Genomic DNA, 14,441 nt, shown 5'->3' on the forward strand with positions numbered 1-14,441 from the left:
CTGATGCACGCCATGGCCCGGTGCGCGCGCCCACACCGCGCGGGGCTATTGCTGCACCTGCAGGGACACCATCATGCTTTCCGCACCGGACCCGCCGCGCAAGCCGTAAACCGGTGCGGCGTCATGGGCATCGCGCCCGATGGCAATGCGGATGTATCTTTCATCCGGGCAGACACCATTGGACACATCAAAGCCGACCCACCCAAGGCTGTCGAGGTGCACCTCGGCCCAGGCATGACTGGCATCCTGATCAACCGTGTCATTCATCAACAGATATCCGCTGACATAGCGCGCAGGCAGCCCGGCGATCCGGGCAGCAGAGATGAAGATGTTTGCGTGATCCTGACAAACGGCCTTGCCCAGGGTCACTGCCGTTTCGGCCGGGGTCGCTGAATTCGTGTGCCCCGCTTCATATGGCACCTTCTTCAGGATCGCCGCACTGAGCGCATGCAACCCGTCAAGCGGGTCTTTTCCGGAGCCGACAGTTTCCGCAAGAGCGCTGATCTGCGGCCCCGCCCTGGTCAGCGGCGTTGCCTGCGCAAAATGCCAAAGCGGCGCGCGCCCATAGACCTTGCCCAGCACACCGGCGGTATCGCGCGTTTGCACCACACCGCTGGCCACAAGCTGCAGTTTCTGCGTGCCGGTTTCAGCGCTGACCAGATCAACGTGGTTGCCATAGTGGTCACTGTAATGCGCCTCGACCTTGCCGCCGGTAATGTCGAGGCTCCAGCGCTGCACGCTTTGCAGCGCCGAGTCCAACGGACGTAACCGCACCTTTTGCAGGGCAAAATCAACCGGCGCCTCATAGGCGTATTCAGTCTTATGTGTGATCGAGAGTTCCATTATGCATTGAACCTGTAGTCATGCTCGATCTGGCGACCAAGGGTGTTGTTATCGCGGATCACCGCATTCAGAAATTCATGCAGCCCTTCGTCAAAAATCGAACTGATGTCGCGGTTTTTCAGGCGTGCGTTCAGATCCTGCGCCAGATCAAGGCTTTTGGGGCGGTCGCGGTATTCCTCTGCAAGATAGCTCAGGTGATCCACGATCTGTGACGCGCAAAAGGCAAGGGATCGCGGCAGGCGTCTGTCAAGAATCAGAAAGCTGGCGATGTTGGGCGCGTTGTACTCCCCTTCGACCGCCCAGCGAAACGACGCATGCGCTGACACAGACCGCAGGATCATTTCCCACTGTACGTTATCCATACGGCTGCCCACGAAAGACGTAGCAGGCAGCAGGGCGTGATACTTCACATCAATGATCCGCGCCGTGCTGTCCATCCGTTCGGTAAAATTCCCAAGACGGCAGAAGTCATAGATGTCATTGCGCAGCATCGTGCCATGCAGCGCCCCGCGCACCAACGCCGATTGCTGGCGGATCAGGCTCAGCACTTCGGGCAGGTCGGTTTCGGGTACGGGGTCCTTCAGGGCCTGCGTCAGCACCATCCAGGTTTCGTTCACCGCCATCCAGACCTCGGTCGTCAGCGCCGTACGCACCAGCCGCGCATTGTCGCGCGCGCCCTTGATTACAGACAGCACGGAGTTCGGGTTATCCGGGTCACGCAGCAGGAAATCCGTTACCCTAGCGCTGTCATAGCCACTGTGTTTGGCGGTGTAAGCCGACTGCGACGCCGACGTGACAATGACCGATTTCCATTCGGACTCCGGATCTTTTGAGCGCGTCAGCGCGATGCGAAACCCGGCCTCGATCAGCCGCGCCGTGTTGCCGGCACGTTCGAGATTGCGAAACATCCAATATAAGCCACCTGCGGTTTTGCCCAGCATATCAGCTCTCCAAAACCCAGGTGTCTTTTGTGCCGCCACCCTGACTTGAGTTCACAACCAGACTGCCTTCGGTCAGCGCCACACGGGTCAAGCCACCCGGTACGATGTCGATTGAACTGGGCGAGACCAGCGCAAAGGGGCGCAGATCCACATGCCGCGGGGCAAGGCCTGCATCCGTCAGGATCGGCACGGTGGACAGCGACAGGGTCGGTTGCGCGATATAATTCGCCGGGTCCGCCCTGAGTTTATCTGCGAAATCCGCCAGTTCCTTTTTACTCGCCGCAGGTCCTACAAGCATGCCGTATCCGCCCGAGCCATGCACCTCTTTGACGACCAGATCCGAAAGGTTGTCGAGCACATACTTCAATGTGTCCGGTTCTGAACAGCGGTGCGTCTGCACGTTCTTCAGGATCGCCTTTTCGCCGGTGTAGAACTCGATGATTTCAGGCACGTAGCTATAGATCGCCTTGTCATCCGCAACCCCTGTCCCCGGCGCATTGGTGATGGTGATATTGCCCGCGCGATACACATCCATGATCCCCGGCACACCGAGCATGGAGGTCGGGTTGAACGTCAGCGGGTCGAGAAAATCGTCATCGACGCGCCGGTAAATCACGTCAATCACCTTATAACCGCGCGTGGTGCGCATCGCGATATGGCCATCAATCACCCGCAGGTCGTGCCCTTCCACCAGTTCGACACCCATCTGATCCGCAAGGAAACTATGCTCATAATAGGCGGAGTTGTGAATGCCCGGGGTCAGCACCACGACGCAGGGCCGACCGGTGCATCCGGCAGGGGCGGATGCCTCAAGCGAGCGGCGCAGGTTCTTGGGATAATCACTGACCCGCTGCACTTTGATCTTGCTGAAGAGTTCGGGAAACATCTGCAACATGGTTTCGCGGTTTTCGAGCATGTAGCTGACACCGGAAGGGGTGCGTGCATTGTCTTCGAGTACATAAAAATCATCCTCGCCCGTACGCACGATATCAGTGCCGACGATATGCGTATAAACGCCACCGGGCGGTGTAAAATCCATCATCTGCGGCAGAAAGGCGTCGTTTCTTGCAACCAGATCAACAGGCACGATACCCGCACGCAGGATCTCCTGCCGGTTGTAGATGTCGTGCAGAAACGCGTTGATCCCGCGCACGCGCTGCTCAATGCCCCGTGACAGTTTGCTCCATTCCGCCCCGGACAGGATACGCGGCACCAGATCAAAGGGGATCAGACGTTCTTCGGCGTCGGACTGGCCGTAGACGTTGAAGGTAATCCCGGTGCGGCGAAAGAAGACTTCCGCTTCCTGTGCCTTGCGCGATAACCTGTCAACATCCTGTCCGTCAAACCATGATTGATAGTGACGGTAAGGTGCGCGCACATCATCCCCTGCCGTCATCTCACTGAAGTGATTTATCTTTTTTGTCATCGCTCTAGCGTAACCGACCACATCAAGGGCGCAACCAAGTTTCTGCAAAGCCCCTGTCGGCGTGGCTAACTTACTGAAAAATTAACACTTTGCTCAAAAATTAACCTCTTGCACAGGCCAGTCAAGGCAAGGCTATCGGTAGAAACCGACCTGCGCGACACTGATATCCGCCTCAAAAACCTTGCCTATCGCCAGAACGCCGATCCGGCGCAGCGCCGCAGGGTCAAAGCTTTGCGTCGTGCGATGCGGTTCAAACCGATCAAAGGGAAGGCGTGCAATGCGCCATGAGGGCGTGGCCGTGACCTGCGTTCGGAAGGACTGCCACGGGCGGGTGAGCTGCGCTGTGCGCAGGCGGATGTCATAGGTTTCGCCGTTGCCCCGCAGCGTGATTTCCAACCCGGCCCATTTTGAGGCGTCCAGCGCACTGCCGTCGGGCGTCACATCAAATGCCATCTGGACAAAACCACCGTTGTTTTCCAGAGACACACGCCCGGTCAACCGGGCGACCGGCTGCCCCTCGTGCGACGCGATGGACAGCGCACCTTCGGACACACCGCCCATGACACGGTCAGACACGAATTCCCATGTGGGGTTCAGCTGCACACAGCCCCCTGACACACAAGCGGTTTGCACATCAAGTGGGCACACCGTGGCATAAAAGAGCCATCAGGCGGCGCAGGGTTTGCACAACGAACGCGCATCACCGGTCCCGGTCATCATTGTCGTTCGGCAGCCCGATGAAACGCGGAAACAGACCGACCAGAAAGGCCGTGGTCATACCAAAGGCGAGAATGCCATTCACTGAGGCCATCGCGCCAAAAATGCGGAAGGCAGGGCCAAGCGTCGTATCGCCATAGCCAACAGTGGTGTAGGTCACGAGCGCGAAATAGATCGGTTCCTCATGGCCCGGCAAGGCCCCGAGTGCCCAGAGCGACAGCGCCCAGATATAGAGGTGTATCGTATGCGACAGCATCAGTGCCAGAATGACACCTGCATGGATCGTGAAATACTTCTTCGCGGTCGTATGCTCCAGCGCGCCCATGATCACCCTGAGCCGCTTGGTGAGCCACACCATGACACCGACATGGATGAAGGTGCAGAGCACCAGTAAGAAGCTGCCGAGCATCAATTGAAACAGAACAGACACGTCAGGTATTCATCCAGATTGTTGCCATCCGAGGCGATAGCAAAAACGCTCTGCAATCGAAAGGCAAAACGATGCGCGCCTTGCTGCGTCTGTCTGATCCTGCACGCAGGCCTGCGCTGTCAGATCCGCAAAACCAGCGTCGATATGCCTGCATGACGCGCGATCCGCGCTGCGTTCGGCCCCAGAAAGCGATCCGCGAAATCAGGTTTATGCGCGCCGACAATGACAAGGTCAGCCTTGCTTAGCCCGATGGCTTCGAGGACCTTTTCATAGACCACACCGATTTCGACGATATGCTGGACGCCCGTGGCATCCGGCAGTGTCTTGCTGACCAGCTTGTGCAGCGCATCGCTGGCCGCTTCGGCGGCGTCATGCATCGCACCTTCCTTGAAGAAGGACCCGACCCAGGACGAGCCATAATCCGGCAGCACCGTCACAACACTCAGCGTTGCGCCATAGAAGCCGGCGAGTTTGTGCGCCTCAGTGAGCAGTTTGGCCGCTTCATCCTCGTGGGTCAGATCAACAGAACACAGGATATGATCGGTCATGCCACGGCCTCCTCGGCTTCTGCTTTGCGTTTGCGGCCCATTTGCAGCAGGTACACCCCCCCAACCAAAAGGAAGGCGGGCAGGTAGAACAGTTCCTTGGGCATCCGGTCCGCTTCAACGTCCAATTCGACGATTTCCCAGTCAAAATCTATGCCCAATTGTTCCGCCGGTCCGCCGAAGTTGAGGTTGTCGACAAATATCTGTCCGTCCTCTTCACGGAACTCGATTCCTGCGCCCTCCAACAGGCGGGTCGCACCGTCAGCGCCCGCATCCCCGACCGGCAACAGATAGCGGGCATCAATCATATCGCCCATCAGATTCTCGCCCACCAGACGCACCCTGAGCGACGCGCCATCTTCCGCCGCTTGCGCCATTTCAAACAATTGCGCGCCCGGCACCGTTTCGAATTCAGGCGAGATCCGGTTCAGGAAATACCCCGGCTGGAACAGCATGAAGGCGGCAAACAGCAACACGGCACTTTCATAGAGCCGCGATTTCACCATGAAGTAATTCATCGTCCCGGCGGCAAACAACAGCATGGCGATAAGGGCCACGATAAACACGAAGATCGCCTGCACCGGCCCCACATCAATCAACAGAAGGTCGGTGTTGAAGATAAACAGGAAAGGCAACAGCGCCGTGCGGATGGAATAAAAGAACGCCTGAAACCCGGTTTTGAGCGGATCCCCCTTGGAAATGGCGGCGGCTGCGAAACTCGCCAGCCCCACAGGGGGCGTCACATCCGCCATGATGCCAAAGTAAAAGACGAACATATGCACAGCAACGAGCGGCACGATAAGACCAGACTGCGCGCCCAGTTCAACAACGACGCCCGCCATCAGCGAAGACACGACGATATAATTCGCCGTTGTCGGCAGCCCCATGCCGAGAATGATCGAGATCACCGCGACAAAGAAAAGCATCGCCAGAAGGTTCCCGCCAGACAGGAATTCAACGAATTCGGCCATGACCTGACCGATGCCCGTCAGGGTCACCGCACCCACGATGATACCGGCCACGCCCATCGCGGCGGCCAGTCCGATCATGTTGCGCGCGCCTGCAATCATACCCTCGGCGATGTCGGACAGACCTTCGCGGATATGGCGCAGGGCCTCGCCCTCGCCTCTGAAGAACGCCTTCAGCGGGTTTTGCGTCAGAAGGATGAACAGCATGAAAATCGTCGACCAGAAGGCCGACAGCCCCGGTGATTTGCGTTCAATCATCAGCAGATACATCAGCAACAGGATCGGCATCAGGTAATGCACACCGGTCTTGAAAATCTCGCGCGTGGGCGGCAGGTGCTGCATGGACTCGATGCTCATGTCCAGATCGGGGCCCTGTGCCGCGTAGCGCACGGCGGCGATATAGGACACGAGGATGACCGCCAGAATGACCCAGATGGAGGCGCCGCCAAAGGCCCCGCCGATCAGATCCACGATCAACCCGCACAAGAACAGCGTGCCACCGGCGATCACGATGGAAATCGCGATGATGAAGATCGCGCCAAGGATGAACTTGACCGGGTGCATGCGGCTGGTGCCCGTCATGCCCATTTTCAGCGCTTCGAGGTGAACGATATAGACCAGCGCCACATAGGAAATGGCAGCAGGCACAATCGCGGTTTTCACAACCTCGACGTAGGATATGCCCACATATTCCGTCATCAGAAAGGCCACAGCCCCCATGACGGGCGGCGTCAATACGCCGTTGATCGAAGAGGACACCTCGATGGCACCGGCCTTGGTGGCGGGAAAGCCGACCTTCTTCATCAACGGGATGGTGAATGTGCCCGTTGTCACCACATTCGCAATCGAGGAGCCTGAGATCAGGCCCGTCGCCGCCGAGGCGATCACGGCCGCCTTGGCCGGGCCGCCGCGCAAATGGCCGAGTGCGGCGAACGCGAGCTTCAGGAAATAATTGCCCGCCCCCGCCTGATTGAGCAATGCGCCGAACAGCACGAAGAGGAACACGAAGCCCGATGACACGCCAAGGGCGACGCCGAACACCCCTTCGGTCGTGAGCCACATATGGCTCATCGCTTTTTCGAAGGATGCACCTTTCCACTGCACGACCTCCGGCAGGCCCGACCATGAGCCAAAGAAGACGTAGGCCAGAAAGAACAGTGCCACGCCCATCAGCGGGAAGCCGAGAGAGCGGCGTGCCGCTTCCATCAACAGCACGATGCCGATGCCCGCAATCACGATGTCGGTCATATTTGGCGCACCGGTGCGTTGGGCGACACCGCGATAGTCCCACCAGAGGTAGGACGCCGCGATGGCCGCAACGATTGCCACGGCCCATGTTATCGCCTGAATGCGGTTACGCGGGCTTGATTTCAGCCCCGGAAAGGCGAGGAAGGCCAGCAAAACCGCAAAGCCGAGGTGGATGGCGCGCGTCTGCGTATCGTTCCAAACACCCATGCCCAGCATGAAGGGCAACGGCGATGCGATCCAAAGCTGATAGATTGCCCAGACGAGGGGCAGATACCACAGGGCGGCACGACCAAATGCGTCGTTGGGGCTGCGTCCGCCGGTATCGGCATCGGCCACGATATCTTCAAGGGCCGTGTCCTGGCCCTTTGACTGTGCATCTGTCATGCTGTCCCCCCTGTGGGAATATCAATTGATTTTTGTTTTTATTCTGGGTGGCCCCGGCACGCCGCGCGCCGGGGCCCGTTTTGAGCATCGCAGGCTTACATCCAGCCGCGCTCAGCGTAGTATTTCGCGGCACCGGGGTGCAGCGGGGCGCTGAGGCCGTCCTTGATCATCTCTTCTTCGGTCAAACGGCCAAAGGCGGGGTGCAGTTTCTTGAAGTCTTCAAAGTTCTCGAAAACCGCTTTGACAAGCACATAGACCACTTCATCCGGGGTGTTGGCATCTGCCACGAAGGTGGCTTTGGGCCCCCAGGACGCGACATCGGCGTCATTGCCCGGATAGAGCCCGCCGGGAATTGTCGCTGCCGCATAGGCCGGGTTGGTCTCCAGTACCTTGTCCATACCCGAAGACGTCAGATCGAGGATCTTGATCCCGCAGGTGGAGGTCGCTTCCATGGTGGACCCATTTGGCAAGCCCGCCGCCCAGATGGCCGCATCAATCTTGCCGTCGCAAAGCGCGGCCGCCTGCTCTGACGATTTCAATTCCGCCGCGAGCGAGAAATCGTCCGGCGTTACGCCAGCCGCTTCCATCAGGACATCCGCAAGAACGCGCGTGCCCGAACCGGGGTTACCGATGTTGACGCGCTTGCCCTTCATATCCATGACGGAATTGATGCCTGCATCCTCGCGCACCATCACGTGCATGGGTTCCGGGTGCACCGAGAAGACCGCGCGCAGGTCGGCATAGGGCTCATCCCCTTCAAAGGCGCGCACACCCTCCATGGCCGCGGACTGCACGTCGGACTGCACCACGCCAAAGTCCAACTCGCCCTCGCGGATGGTGCGGGTGTTGTAAACAGACCCACCTGTGGATTCCACTGAACAACGGATGTTGTGTTCCTTGCGGTCCTTATTCACCAGACGGCAGATCGCGCCACCGGTGGGATAGTAAACGCCCGTGACACCGCCGGTGCCAATCGTGATGAACGTCTGCTCAGCATGTGCGGCGCCCGCCATGCCAAGCGAAGCAGCCATTGCCGCCCCTGTCAGAAAATGTTTTGCGAACATGTGTTTGATCTCCCTTTATATGTTGCAAGTTGGTTTTTTATGGCGTCCAGTTCTCTCCAAGACACTCAATGGTTTGTTATGCGGCGCGTATCCGATTCCCCGCGTCCTGTCCGGCGCGGCGGATGAGCAAAGATTTTTTGTCTCCAGTGATACTAGTGTTGCAGCATAGGATGAAAAGAACTGAAGGCTCTACCGCGTCAAGATGAAGGGACGATCACCAAATTGCAATGCGCGTGATGTCGTACTCTCTGAATTCACGGCTGATTTTACGCCTCTCTCGCGGCCATGCGTGTTCAGGAACGACGCGGGCTCGGCACTATGGCCACGTCAGGATGATGCACATATGATGACGCGGCGATCACCCGGCGCATTTTCATTTTTCTATTCTCAACGGCTCGGACACGTGCTTCAACTGATGCGACACAAAGGGAGTCGCCATGACTGCGTCCAACCTGCCCGCACATGCCAGCGTGATTGTCATCGGTGGCGGCATCATGGGCTGCTCAACACTTTACCATCTGGCGAAGATGGGCGTTACCGACGCACTCCTGCTGGAACGCAACAAGCTCACCTCCGGCACCACTTGGCACTCCGCGGCGCAGGTACGCGCGCTGCGGCACTCCCGCAACCTGACCCGCATGATCCAGTACTCCGTTGATTTATACGCGCAGCTGGAAGAGGAAACCGGCCAGTCGGTGGGCTGGATCCAGAAAGGCTCGCTGTCCATCGCAACCACGCCCGACCGAGTGACGCACGTCAGGCGGCAGGAAGCGCTCGCGCATGCCTTTGGCATCAAGGCCGATTGGATCAGCGCAGGCGAGGCACAGGAACGTTGGCCCCTGATGAACACCAGCGATGTGCTCGGTGCGGTCTGGTCTCCGGAGGATGGCCGTGTTTCGCCATCTGATGTCTGTGCCGCACTGGTCAAATCGGCCAAAAGCCTCGGTGCGCGCATTTTCGAGAATACGGGCGTGACCGGCATTCTGACGCGCAACGGGCACATCACGGGGGTCGAGACGACGAACGGCACCGTCACCTGCGATGCCGTGGCGCTGTGCACCGGGCTGTGGTCGCGCGAGGTGGGAGCCATGGCCGGGGCCGAGGTGCCCGCTCTGGCTTGCGAACATTTCTATCTGCTGACCAAGCCGCTTGCGGGGATCACCGGCAATGTGCCCACGCTCAGCGATCATGACAGCCATCTCTACATTCGCGACGATAGCGGGGGCCTGCTGGTGGGATGTTTTGAATCCATGGGCAAGCCGATTGCGCCCGGTGTGTTGGATCAGAATTTCGAATTTGGCCTTCTGCCCGAGGACTGGGATCATTTTGAACCCATGATGCTGAATGCGCTGCACCGCCTGCCCTGTCTGAAAAACGCCGAGGTTAAAATGCTGCTGAACGGACCGGAAAGTTTCACGCCGGACGGCATGTTCATGCTTGGCGAAACGGCAGAAACGCGCGGGCTGTTTCTGGGCTGCTGTATGAATTCGGTCGGCATGGCCTCCGGTGGCGGGGCGGGCATGAACCTCGCCCATAGTATCGTGCACGGGCACACCGCCTATGACCTTGGCGAAGCGGACGCCAAACGGTTCGCGCCGGTGTTCAACTCGGTTGACCACCTGATGGCCCGCGCGCCCGAAATCCTCGGCACGCATTATGAAATCGCCTACCCCGGTCGCCAACTCAAAACCGCGCGCGATCTGCGCGCGCTGCCGCTGCATGCGGAATACGCCCGGGCCAATGCGCATTTCGGTCAGGTCTACGGGTGGGAAAGGCCGCTTTATTTTGGCAAACAGGCGGAACCGCGCATGACCTTTGGACGCCCCGACTGGTTTGAAAATGTGCGCGCCGAGGTCCGTGCCGCCCATGAGGGCGCCGCCATTTTTGATGCATCCCCGTTCGGCAAGATCGAAGTGACAGGCCCCGATGCCTGCGCGTTCCTGCAACATCTGGCGATGCGCAACATGGACCGCCCGACCGGAACGGCAATATACACCGCCCTGCTGAATGAGCGCGGCACCTTTGAAAGCGACATCACAGCCCAACGCATTGCCGATGATCACTACAGGCTGTTTGTCGGCACCAATGCGATCAAACGCGATCTGGCGTGGGCGTTGCGTCATCGCGACGGGTTCGACGTCACCCTGAAAGACAGCACCGAAGACTACGCTGTCCTGTGCCTGATGGGGCCGGATGCTGCACGCATCATCGCGGCAACCGGTGCGCCGGAGTTATGCCAGCTTGGGTATTTCCAGGTCGGCCCCGCTTTCATTGCGGGCAAACATGTGCGTGCGGCACGCATGTCCTACGTCGGCGAAGCAGGCTGGGAGATCACCTGCAAGGCCGAAAACGCCCTGCCGATTTACACCGCACTGAAATCCTCAGGGGCGGTGCCTGCGGGCCTATATGCGCAAACCTCAATGCGGATCGAAAAAGGGTTTGCCGCCATGGGACACGAGCTCGACAGCGATCTCAGCCCGGTTGAAGCTGGCTTGCACCACATGGCGAAAAAGACCGGCGGGTTCATCGGTGCGCAAGCCTTGGCAGATCGCGTGCAGACGTCAAAACGCTCTCTGGTCACGATTGTCTTTGACGATGAAACCGCCGTCCCGCTGGGGCACGAACCGGTTTACGCAGGCCCGGACATCATCGGCCAGATCACCTCTGCCAGCTATGGCTATCGGCTTAGCGCACCTGTAGCACTGGCGCATGTAAATCCCGCCGTTGACGGTGGGGCAGTCGAGGTCGATATCGCCGGAACCAGATACAGCGGGCGCATGCAGTTTGCAGCGGCGTTTGATCCAAGCGGCGCGCGGATGCGCCCATGATCAACCAAACCGTCCCGGCAGACGCAGATGGATTCTGCACGCGCCATGATCTAGAAAAAACCAACGCTCACTTTGCCATTCCCCTTTGCACAGGAGAAACCTGATGTCGCATGTGTTTCCGCGTCATTGTAAAAAGCCCGTCCCGACCGCCGTGCGTGGCGAAGGGTGTTATCTCTATGACAGCACGGGCAAGGCGTATCTGGATGGATCAGGCGGTGCTGCTGTTTCCTGCCTCGGGCATGGTGACGCGGATGTGATCGCCGCCATACAGCAACAGGTCGCGGATCTTGCCTTTGCACATACCGGGTTTTTGACGTCTGAACCAGCCGAAGCGCTCGCCGATCTGTTGATCGAACACGCCCCCAAGGGCATTGATCGGGTCTATTTCGTCTCCGGCGGTTCTGAGGCGACGGAGGCTGCGATCAAACTCGCCCGGCAGTATTTTGTCGAAAAAGGCCAGCCGGAAAAACGGCACCTGATCGCGCGGCGACAAAGCTATCACGGCAATACGCTGGGCGCATTGGCGGCAGGCGGGAATGAATGGCGGCGGCAGCAATTTGCGCCTTTGCTGTTTGACGTTCATCATATCGCACCCTGTTACGAATATGTGCTGCGCGAAGAGAGCGAGAGTGCCGCCGCTTATGGCCTGCGGGCTGCGCAGGAGCTGGAAGACGAGATTTTGCGCCTTGGGCCTGAAACCGTCATGGCCTTCATGGCCGAGCCTGTGGTGGGTGCAACACTCGGTGCTGTTCCCGCTGTTGAAGGGTATTTCAAACGCATCCGTGAGATTTGCGACACCTACGACGTGCTTCTGATCCTTGATGAAGTGATGTGCGGCATGGGTCGGACGGGCCATCTGTTTGCCTGCGATGCAGATGGGATCGCGCCTGATATCCTGTGCATCGCCAAGGGGCTTGGCGCGGGCTATCAACCCATTGGGGCGATGCTGTGCACGGGCGAAATCTACGAAACAATAAAGAACGGAACAGGCTTTTTTCAGCATGGTCACACCTATCTCGGCCATCCGGTTGCCGCCGCTGCCGGGCTGGCGGTGGTGGGCAAGATTGTTGGCGACGGACTATGCGATCGGGCCCGGCGGCAAGGCGAGGTGCTGTCAAAAGCGCTGCATGACCAATTCGGTCAACATCCACATGTGGGCGATATCCGCGGCAGAGGGCTGTTTCAGGGCATCGAAATCGTTGAGGACAGGGAAACTAAAACACCCTTTGACCCTGCAAAGGGATATGCCGCGAAAATCAAAACAGCAGCCTTCGACGCAGGGCTGATCTGTTATCCAATGGCGGGCACGCGCGACGGACGGGCGGGCGATCACGTGCTGCTGGCACCGCCTTTCATCATCGAAGACAACCAGATCGATGAATTGGTCGGCAAGCTGGCGACAGCCCTTGAACAGGTTATCGGTGCTGACCCTGCTGCGGTTTAACCGGGTCTGACGCTCGCTTAGTTACGGCCAAATGCGGACAAGCGGTTTATTTCATCAAGCCGTTCGAGGTTAACGACCGTGGAGAGCATCAAGCGATCCTGGCTCCAATCTGGCGGGGTTTGGATCGCCAGCGACAGCAGCGCTACTGCCGCAACGAAAGGCAAAACCAATGCCAGAACGGCGAGCCGCGATTGCTTGGCATCCCGCAAGTTCGTGAGCGAGCGAATACGCGCCTCCAGAACGCTTTTGCCGCCTTGCCGCACCCTCGGCCGTTCCGCAGTCACCAACGTCACCTTGGGCACGGCGATGACAAAGGCGCGATCCCGGCTCAGCGTCTTTTGACAGACCGACAAAAGCGTGTCGCAGTATTCGCGCACGTCAATGCGGCCACGCGACAGCACCTGACTATCGCAGTTCAACTCGCGCAGGTTTTCAACCTGCCGCTTCCATGCGTGATAGACCGGGTTCAGGAAAAAGAACGGCTTGAGCGCCTCGATCAGGATTTCCCATTCCAGATCACCCTGCCGGATGTGCTGAAACTCATGCGCCAGCGTCACCTTGAGTTCGTGCGCCTCCGTCAGCATGTGAGACGGGATGACCACGTAGTAAGTGTAGAGACCGCGCGTCGAAAACGGCACAAGCGTCTTGTCCGACAGACGCAACTGCACCCTGCCAAAACGACGCCAGACATAGCTGCCCCGCACAATCCGGCGCAGACTTGTCATGGATATGACAAGGCGCGCCAGCCCGGTGACAAAACCGGCCCCAAGCACCGCGAGGGTCAGCCAGGCAAACCAGCCGACACCGGACACGATGTTCAGCGTGACCGTGTTGCGCAGCGTCACGAGCGCTTCAAACTCTGTCGCGCGCATCTGCAAACCGCCGTTCAGGTAATAGGACACCACCATGTCAGACAGGTTCAGCGTCATGCCCTTGGCAACGCCAATCTGTTGCAGCAGGCCAAACGCCAAGGCGATCAAAGGGGCCAGCACGATGGTCAGGAATATACTGTTGAGCAGTCGCAACTGCGCGCCATAGGCCCGCTCCAGCCCGAAAAGAGCGAGCCGCCCGCGCACCAAGACCCAGAAAACATAGGCACAGACGAAAAGGATATTGGCATTCACATAGGCGTCTAGCAGCTTATCCGCCGGTATCATTTTTCAGCCTCCGGTCTACAAGTGCGCGGATTTCGCCAAGGGCTTCTTCGGTCAGGGCGTCATCATTGACCAACCGTGCCACAAGGGATTCCGGGGTGTCGTCAAAGAGCTTGCGCGACAGATCCTTGAGCGAGCGGGATTGATAGGCGTCCTTTTGCAGTTCAGGTTTGTAGACAAGCTGTTTGCCCACCTTGCGGCTGGTCACGAATTCCTTCTGCTCGAGGATGCGCAGGATGGTCGCGCCGGATGTGTAGGCAAGATCACGTTCCGTGGGCAATTGACTTAGCACGTCGCGCACGGTCCCCTCCCCCAAGGCCCACAGCTCGTTCATGAATTCCAACTCCACCTCGGTCAGAAGCTCACTTTTTTTGCGTTCTCTCATGAAAAAACCATTCCTGGGCGCGGCTCATGCCAGAACGCCTGTGAGTAAATACCAAGACTTTCGT

Annotated in this window: 12 protein-coding genes; 2 read left to right on the top strand and 10 right to left on the bottom strand. The window is 58.8% G+C overall.

Going from position 1 to position 14,441, the window contains the following annotated elements; all coding sequences use genetic code 11:
• Positions 1-45: 45 nt before the first annotated feature.
• The 8 genes from RD1_RS18785 to RD1_RS18820 all read right to left on the bottom strand — a co-directional run bounded on the left by RD1_RS18785 (position 46) and on the right by RD1_RS18820 (position 8,566).
• Complete coding sequence (locus tag RD1_RS18785; protein WP_011570156.1) at positions 46-843, bottom strand: transglutaminase family protein; 798 nt, start codon at positions 841-843, stop codon at positions 46-48.
• Positions 843-1,784 (bottom strand): alpha-E domain-containing protein, encoded by a 942-nt coding sequence (locus RD1_RS18790; RefSeq protein ID WP_011570157.1) that lies wholly within the window; start codon positions 1,782-1,784, stop codon positions 843-845. The genes RD1_RS18785 and RD1_RS18790 overlap by 1 nt, the downstream gene beginning before the upstream one ends.
• A 1-nt stretch (position 1,785) precedes the next feature.
• Positions 1,786-3,210, bottom strand: a complete 1,425-nt coding sequence (locus tag RD1_RS18795; RefSeq protein WP_044033271.1) for a circularly permuted type 2 ATP-grasp protein — start codon at positions 3,208-3,210, stop codon at positions 1,786-1,788.
• 132 nt (positions 3,211-3,342) lie between these two features.
• Positions 3,343-3,813 carry a CIA30 family protein gene (locus RD1_RS18800; RefSeq protein ID WP_011570159.1) on the bottom strand — a complete coding sequence of 157 codons (471 nt, stop codon included), beginning with the start codon at positions 3,811-3,813 and terminating at the stop codon, positions 3,343-3,345.
• A gap of 97 nt (positions 3,814-3,910) precedes the next feature.
• Complete coding sequence (locus RD1_RS18805; RefSeq protein WP_011570160.1) at positions 3,911-4,357, bottom strand: ion channel; 447 nt, start codon at positions 4,355-4,357, stop codon at positions 3,911-3,913.
• 119 nt (positions 4,358-4,476) lie between these two features.
• Positions 4,477-4,905 carry a universal stress protein gene (locus RD1_RS18810; protein ID WP_011570161.1) on the bottom strand — a complete coding sequence of 143 codons (429 nt, stop codon included), beginning with the start codon at positions 4,903-4,905 and terminating at the stop codon, positions 4,477-4,479.
• Positions 4,902-7,502 carry a TRAP transporter permease gene (locus tag RD1_RS18815; protein WP_011570162.1) on the bottom strand — a complete coding sequence of 867 codons (2,601 nt, stop codon included), beginning with the start codon at positions 7,500-7,502 and terminating at the stop codon, positions 4,902-4,904. The genes RD1_RS18810 and RD1_RS18815 overlap by 4 nt, the downstream gene beginning before the upstream one ends.
• A gap of 95 nt (positions 7,503-7,597) precedes the next feature.
• Entirely contained in the window at positions 7,598-8,566 is a 969-nt protein-coding gene (locus tag RD1_RS18820) for a TAXI family TRAP transporter solute-binding subunit (protein WP_011570163.1), read from the bottom strand.
• Positions 8,567-9,003: 437 nt separating this feature from the next.
• On the opposite strand from RD1_RS18820, the gene RD1_RS18825 reads away from it, so the two are divergent.
• A complete protein-coding gene (locus tag RD1_RS18825; RefSeq protein WP_011570164.1) occupies positions 9,004-11,394 on the top strand; it encodes a GcvT family protein in 2,391 nt (796 codons plus the stop codon).
• Between the two features lie 103 nt (positions 11,395-11,497).
• Positions 11,498-12,838 carry an aspartate aminotransferase family protein gene (locus tag RD1_RS18830; RefSeq protein WP_011570165.1) on the top strand — a complete coding sequence of 447 codons (1,341 nt, stop codon included), beginning with the start codon at positions 11,498-11,500 and terminating at the stop codon, positions 12,836-12,838.
• Between the two features lie 17 nt (positions 12,839-12,855).
• Here RD1_RS18830 and RD1_RS18835 read toward each other — a convergent pair whose 3' ends face one another.
• Both RD1_RS18835 and RD1_RS18840 read right to left on the bottom strand, forming a co-directional pair.
• Positions 12,856-13,995, bottom strand: coding sequence for a M56 family metallopeptidase (locus tag RD1_RS18835; RefSeq protein WP_011570166.1), 1,140 nt, complete (start codon positions 13,993-13,995; stop codon positions 12,856-12,858).
• Complete coding sequence (locus RD1_RS18840) at positions 13,979-14,377, bottom strand: BlaI/MecI/CopY family transcriptional regulator (RefSeq protein WP_011570167.1); 399 nt, start codon at positions 14,375-14,377, stop codon at positions 13,979-13,981. The genes RD1_RS18835 and RD1_RS18840 overlap by 17 nt, the downstream gene beginning before the upstream one ends.
• Between the last annotated feature and the right edge of the window lie 64 nt (positions 14,378-14,441).

The organism is Roseobacter denitrificans OCh 114, assembly GCF_000014045.1.
GTDB lineage: Bacteria > Pseudomonadota > Alphaproteobacteria > Rhodobacterales > Rhodobacteraceae > Roseobacter > Roseobacter denitrificans.

What these genes read in the sequence shown, in the direction of transcription:
- RD1_RS18835 (WP_011570166.1), bottom strand. Translation starts at nt 13,995, where the DNA reads ATGATACCGGCGGATAAGCTGCTAGACGCCTATGTGAATGCCAATATC.
- RD1_RS18815 (WP_011570162.1), bottom strand. Translation starts at nt 7,502, where the DNA reads ATGACAGATGCACAGTCAAAGGGCCAGGACACGGCCCTTGAAGATATC.
- RD1_RS18820 (WP_011570163.1), bottom strand. Translation starts at nt 8,566, where the DNA reads ATGTTCGCAAAACATTTTCTGACAGGGGCGGCAATGGCTGCTTCGCTT.
- RD1_RS18790 (WP_011570157.1), bottom strand. Translation starts at nt 1,784, where the DNA reads ATGCTGGGCAAAACCGCAGGTGGCTTATATTGGATGTTTCGCAATCTC.
- RD1_RS18825 (WP_011570164.1), top strand. Translation starts at nt 9,004, where the DNA reads ATGACTGCGTCCAACCTGCCCGCACATGCCAGCGTGATTGTCATCGGT.
- RD1_RS18840 (WP_011570167.1), bottom strand. Translation starts at nt 14,377, where the DNA reads ATGAGAGAACGCAAAAAAAGTGAGCTTCTGACCGAGGTGGAGTTGGAA.
- RD1_RS18785 (WP_011570156.1), bottom strand. Translation starts at nt 843, where the DNA reads ATGGAACTCTCGATCACACATAAGACTGAATACGCCTATGAGGCGCCG.
- RD1_RS18795 (WP_044033271.1), bottom strand. Translation starts at nt 3,210, where the DNA reads ATGACAAAAAAGATAAATCACTTCAGTGAGATGACGGCAGGGGATGAT.
- RD1_RS18810 (WP_011570161.1), bottom strand. Translation starts at nt 4,905, where the DNA reads ATGACCGATCATATCCTGTGTTCTGTTGATCTGACCCACGAGGATGAA.
- RD1_RS18830 (WP_011570165.1), top strand. Translation starts at nt 11,498, where the DNA reads ATGTCGCATGTGTTTCCGCGTCATTGTAAAAAGCCCGTCCCGACCGCC.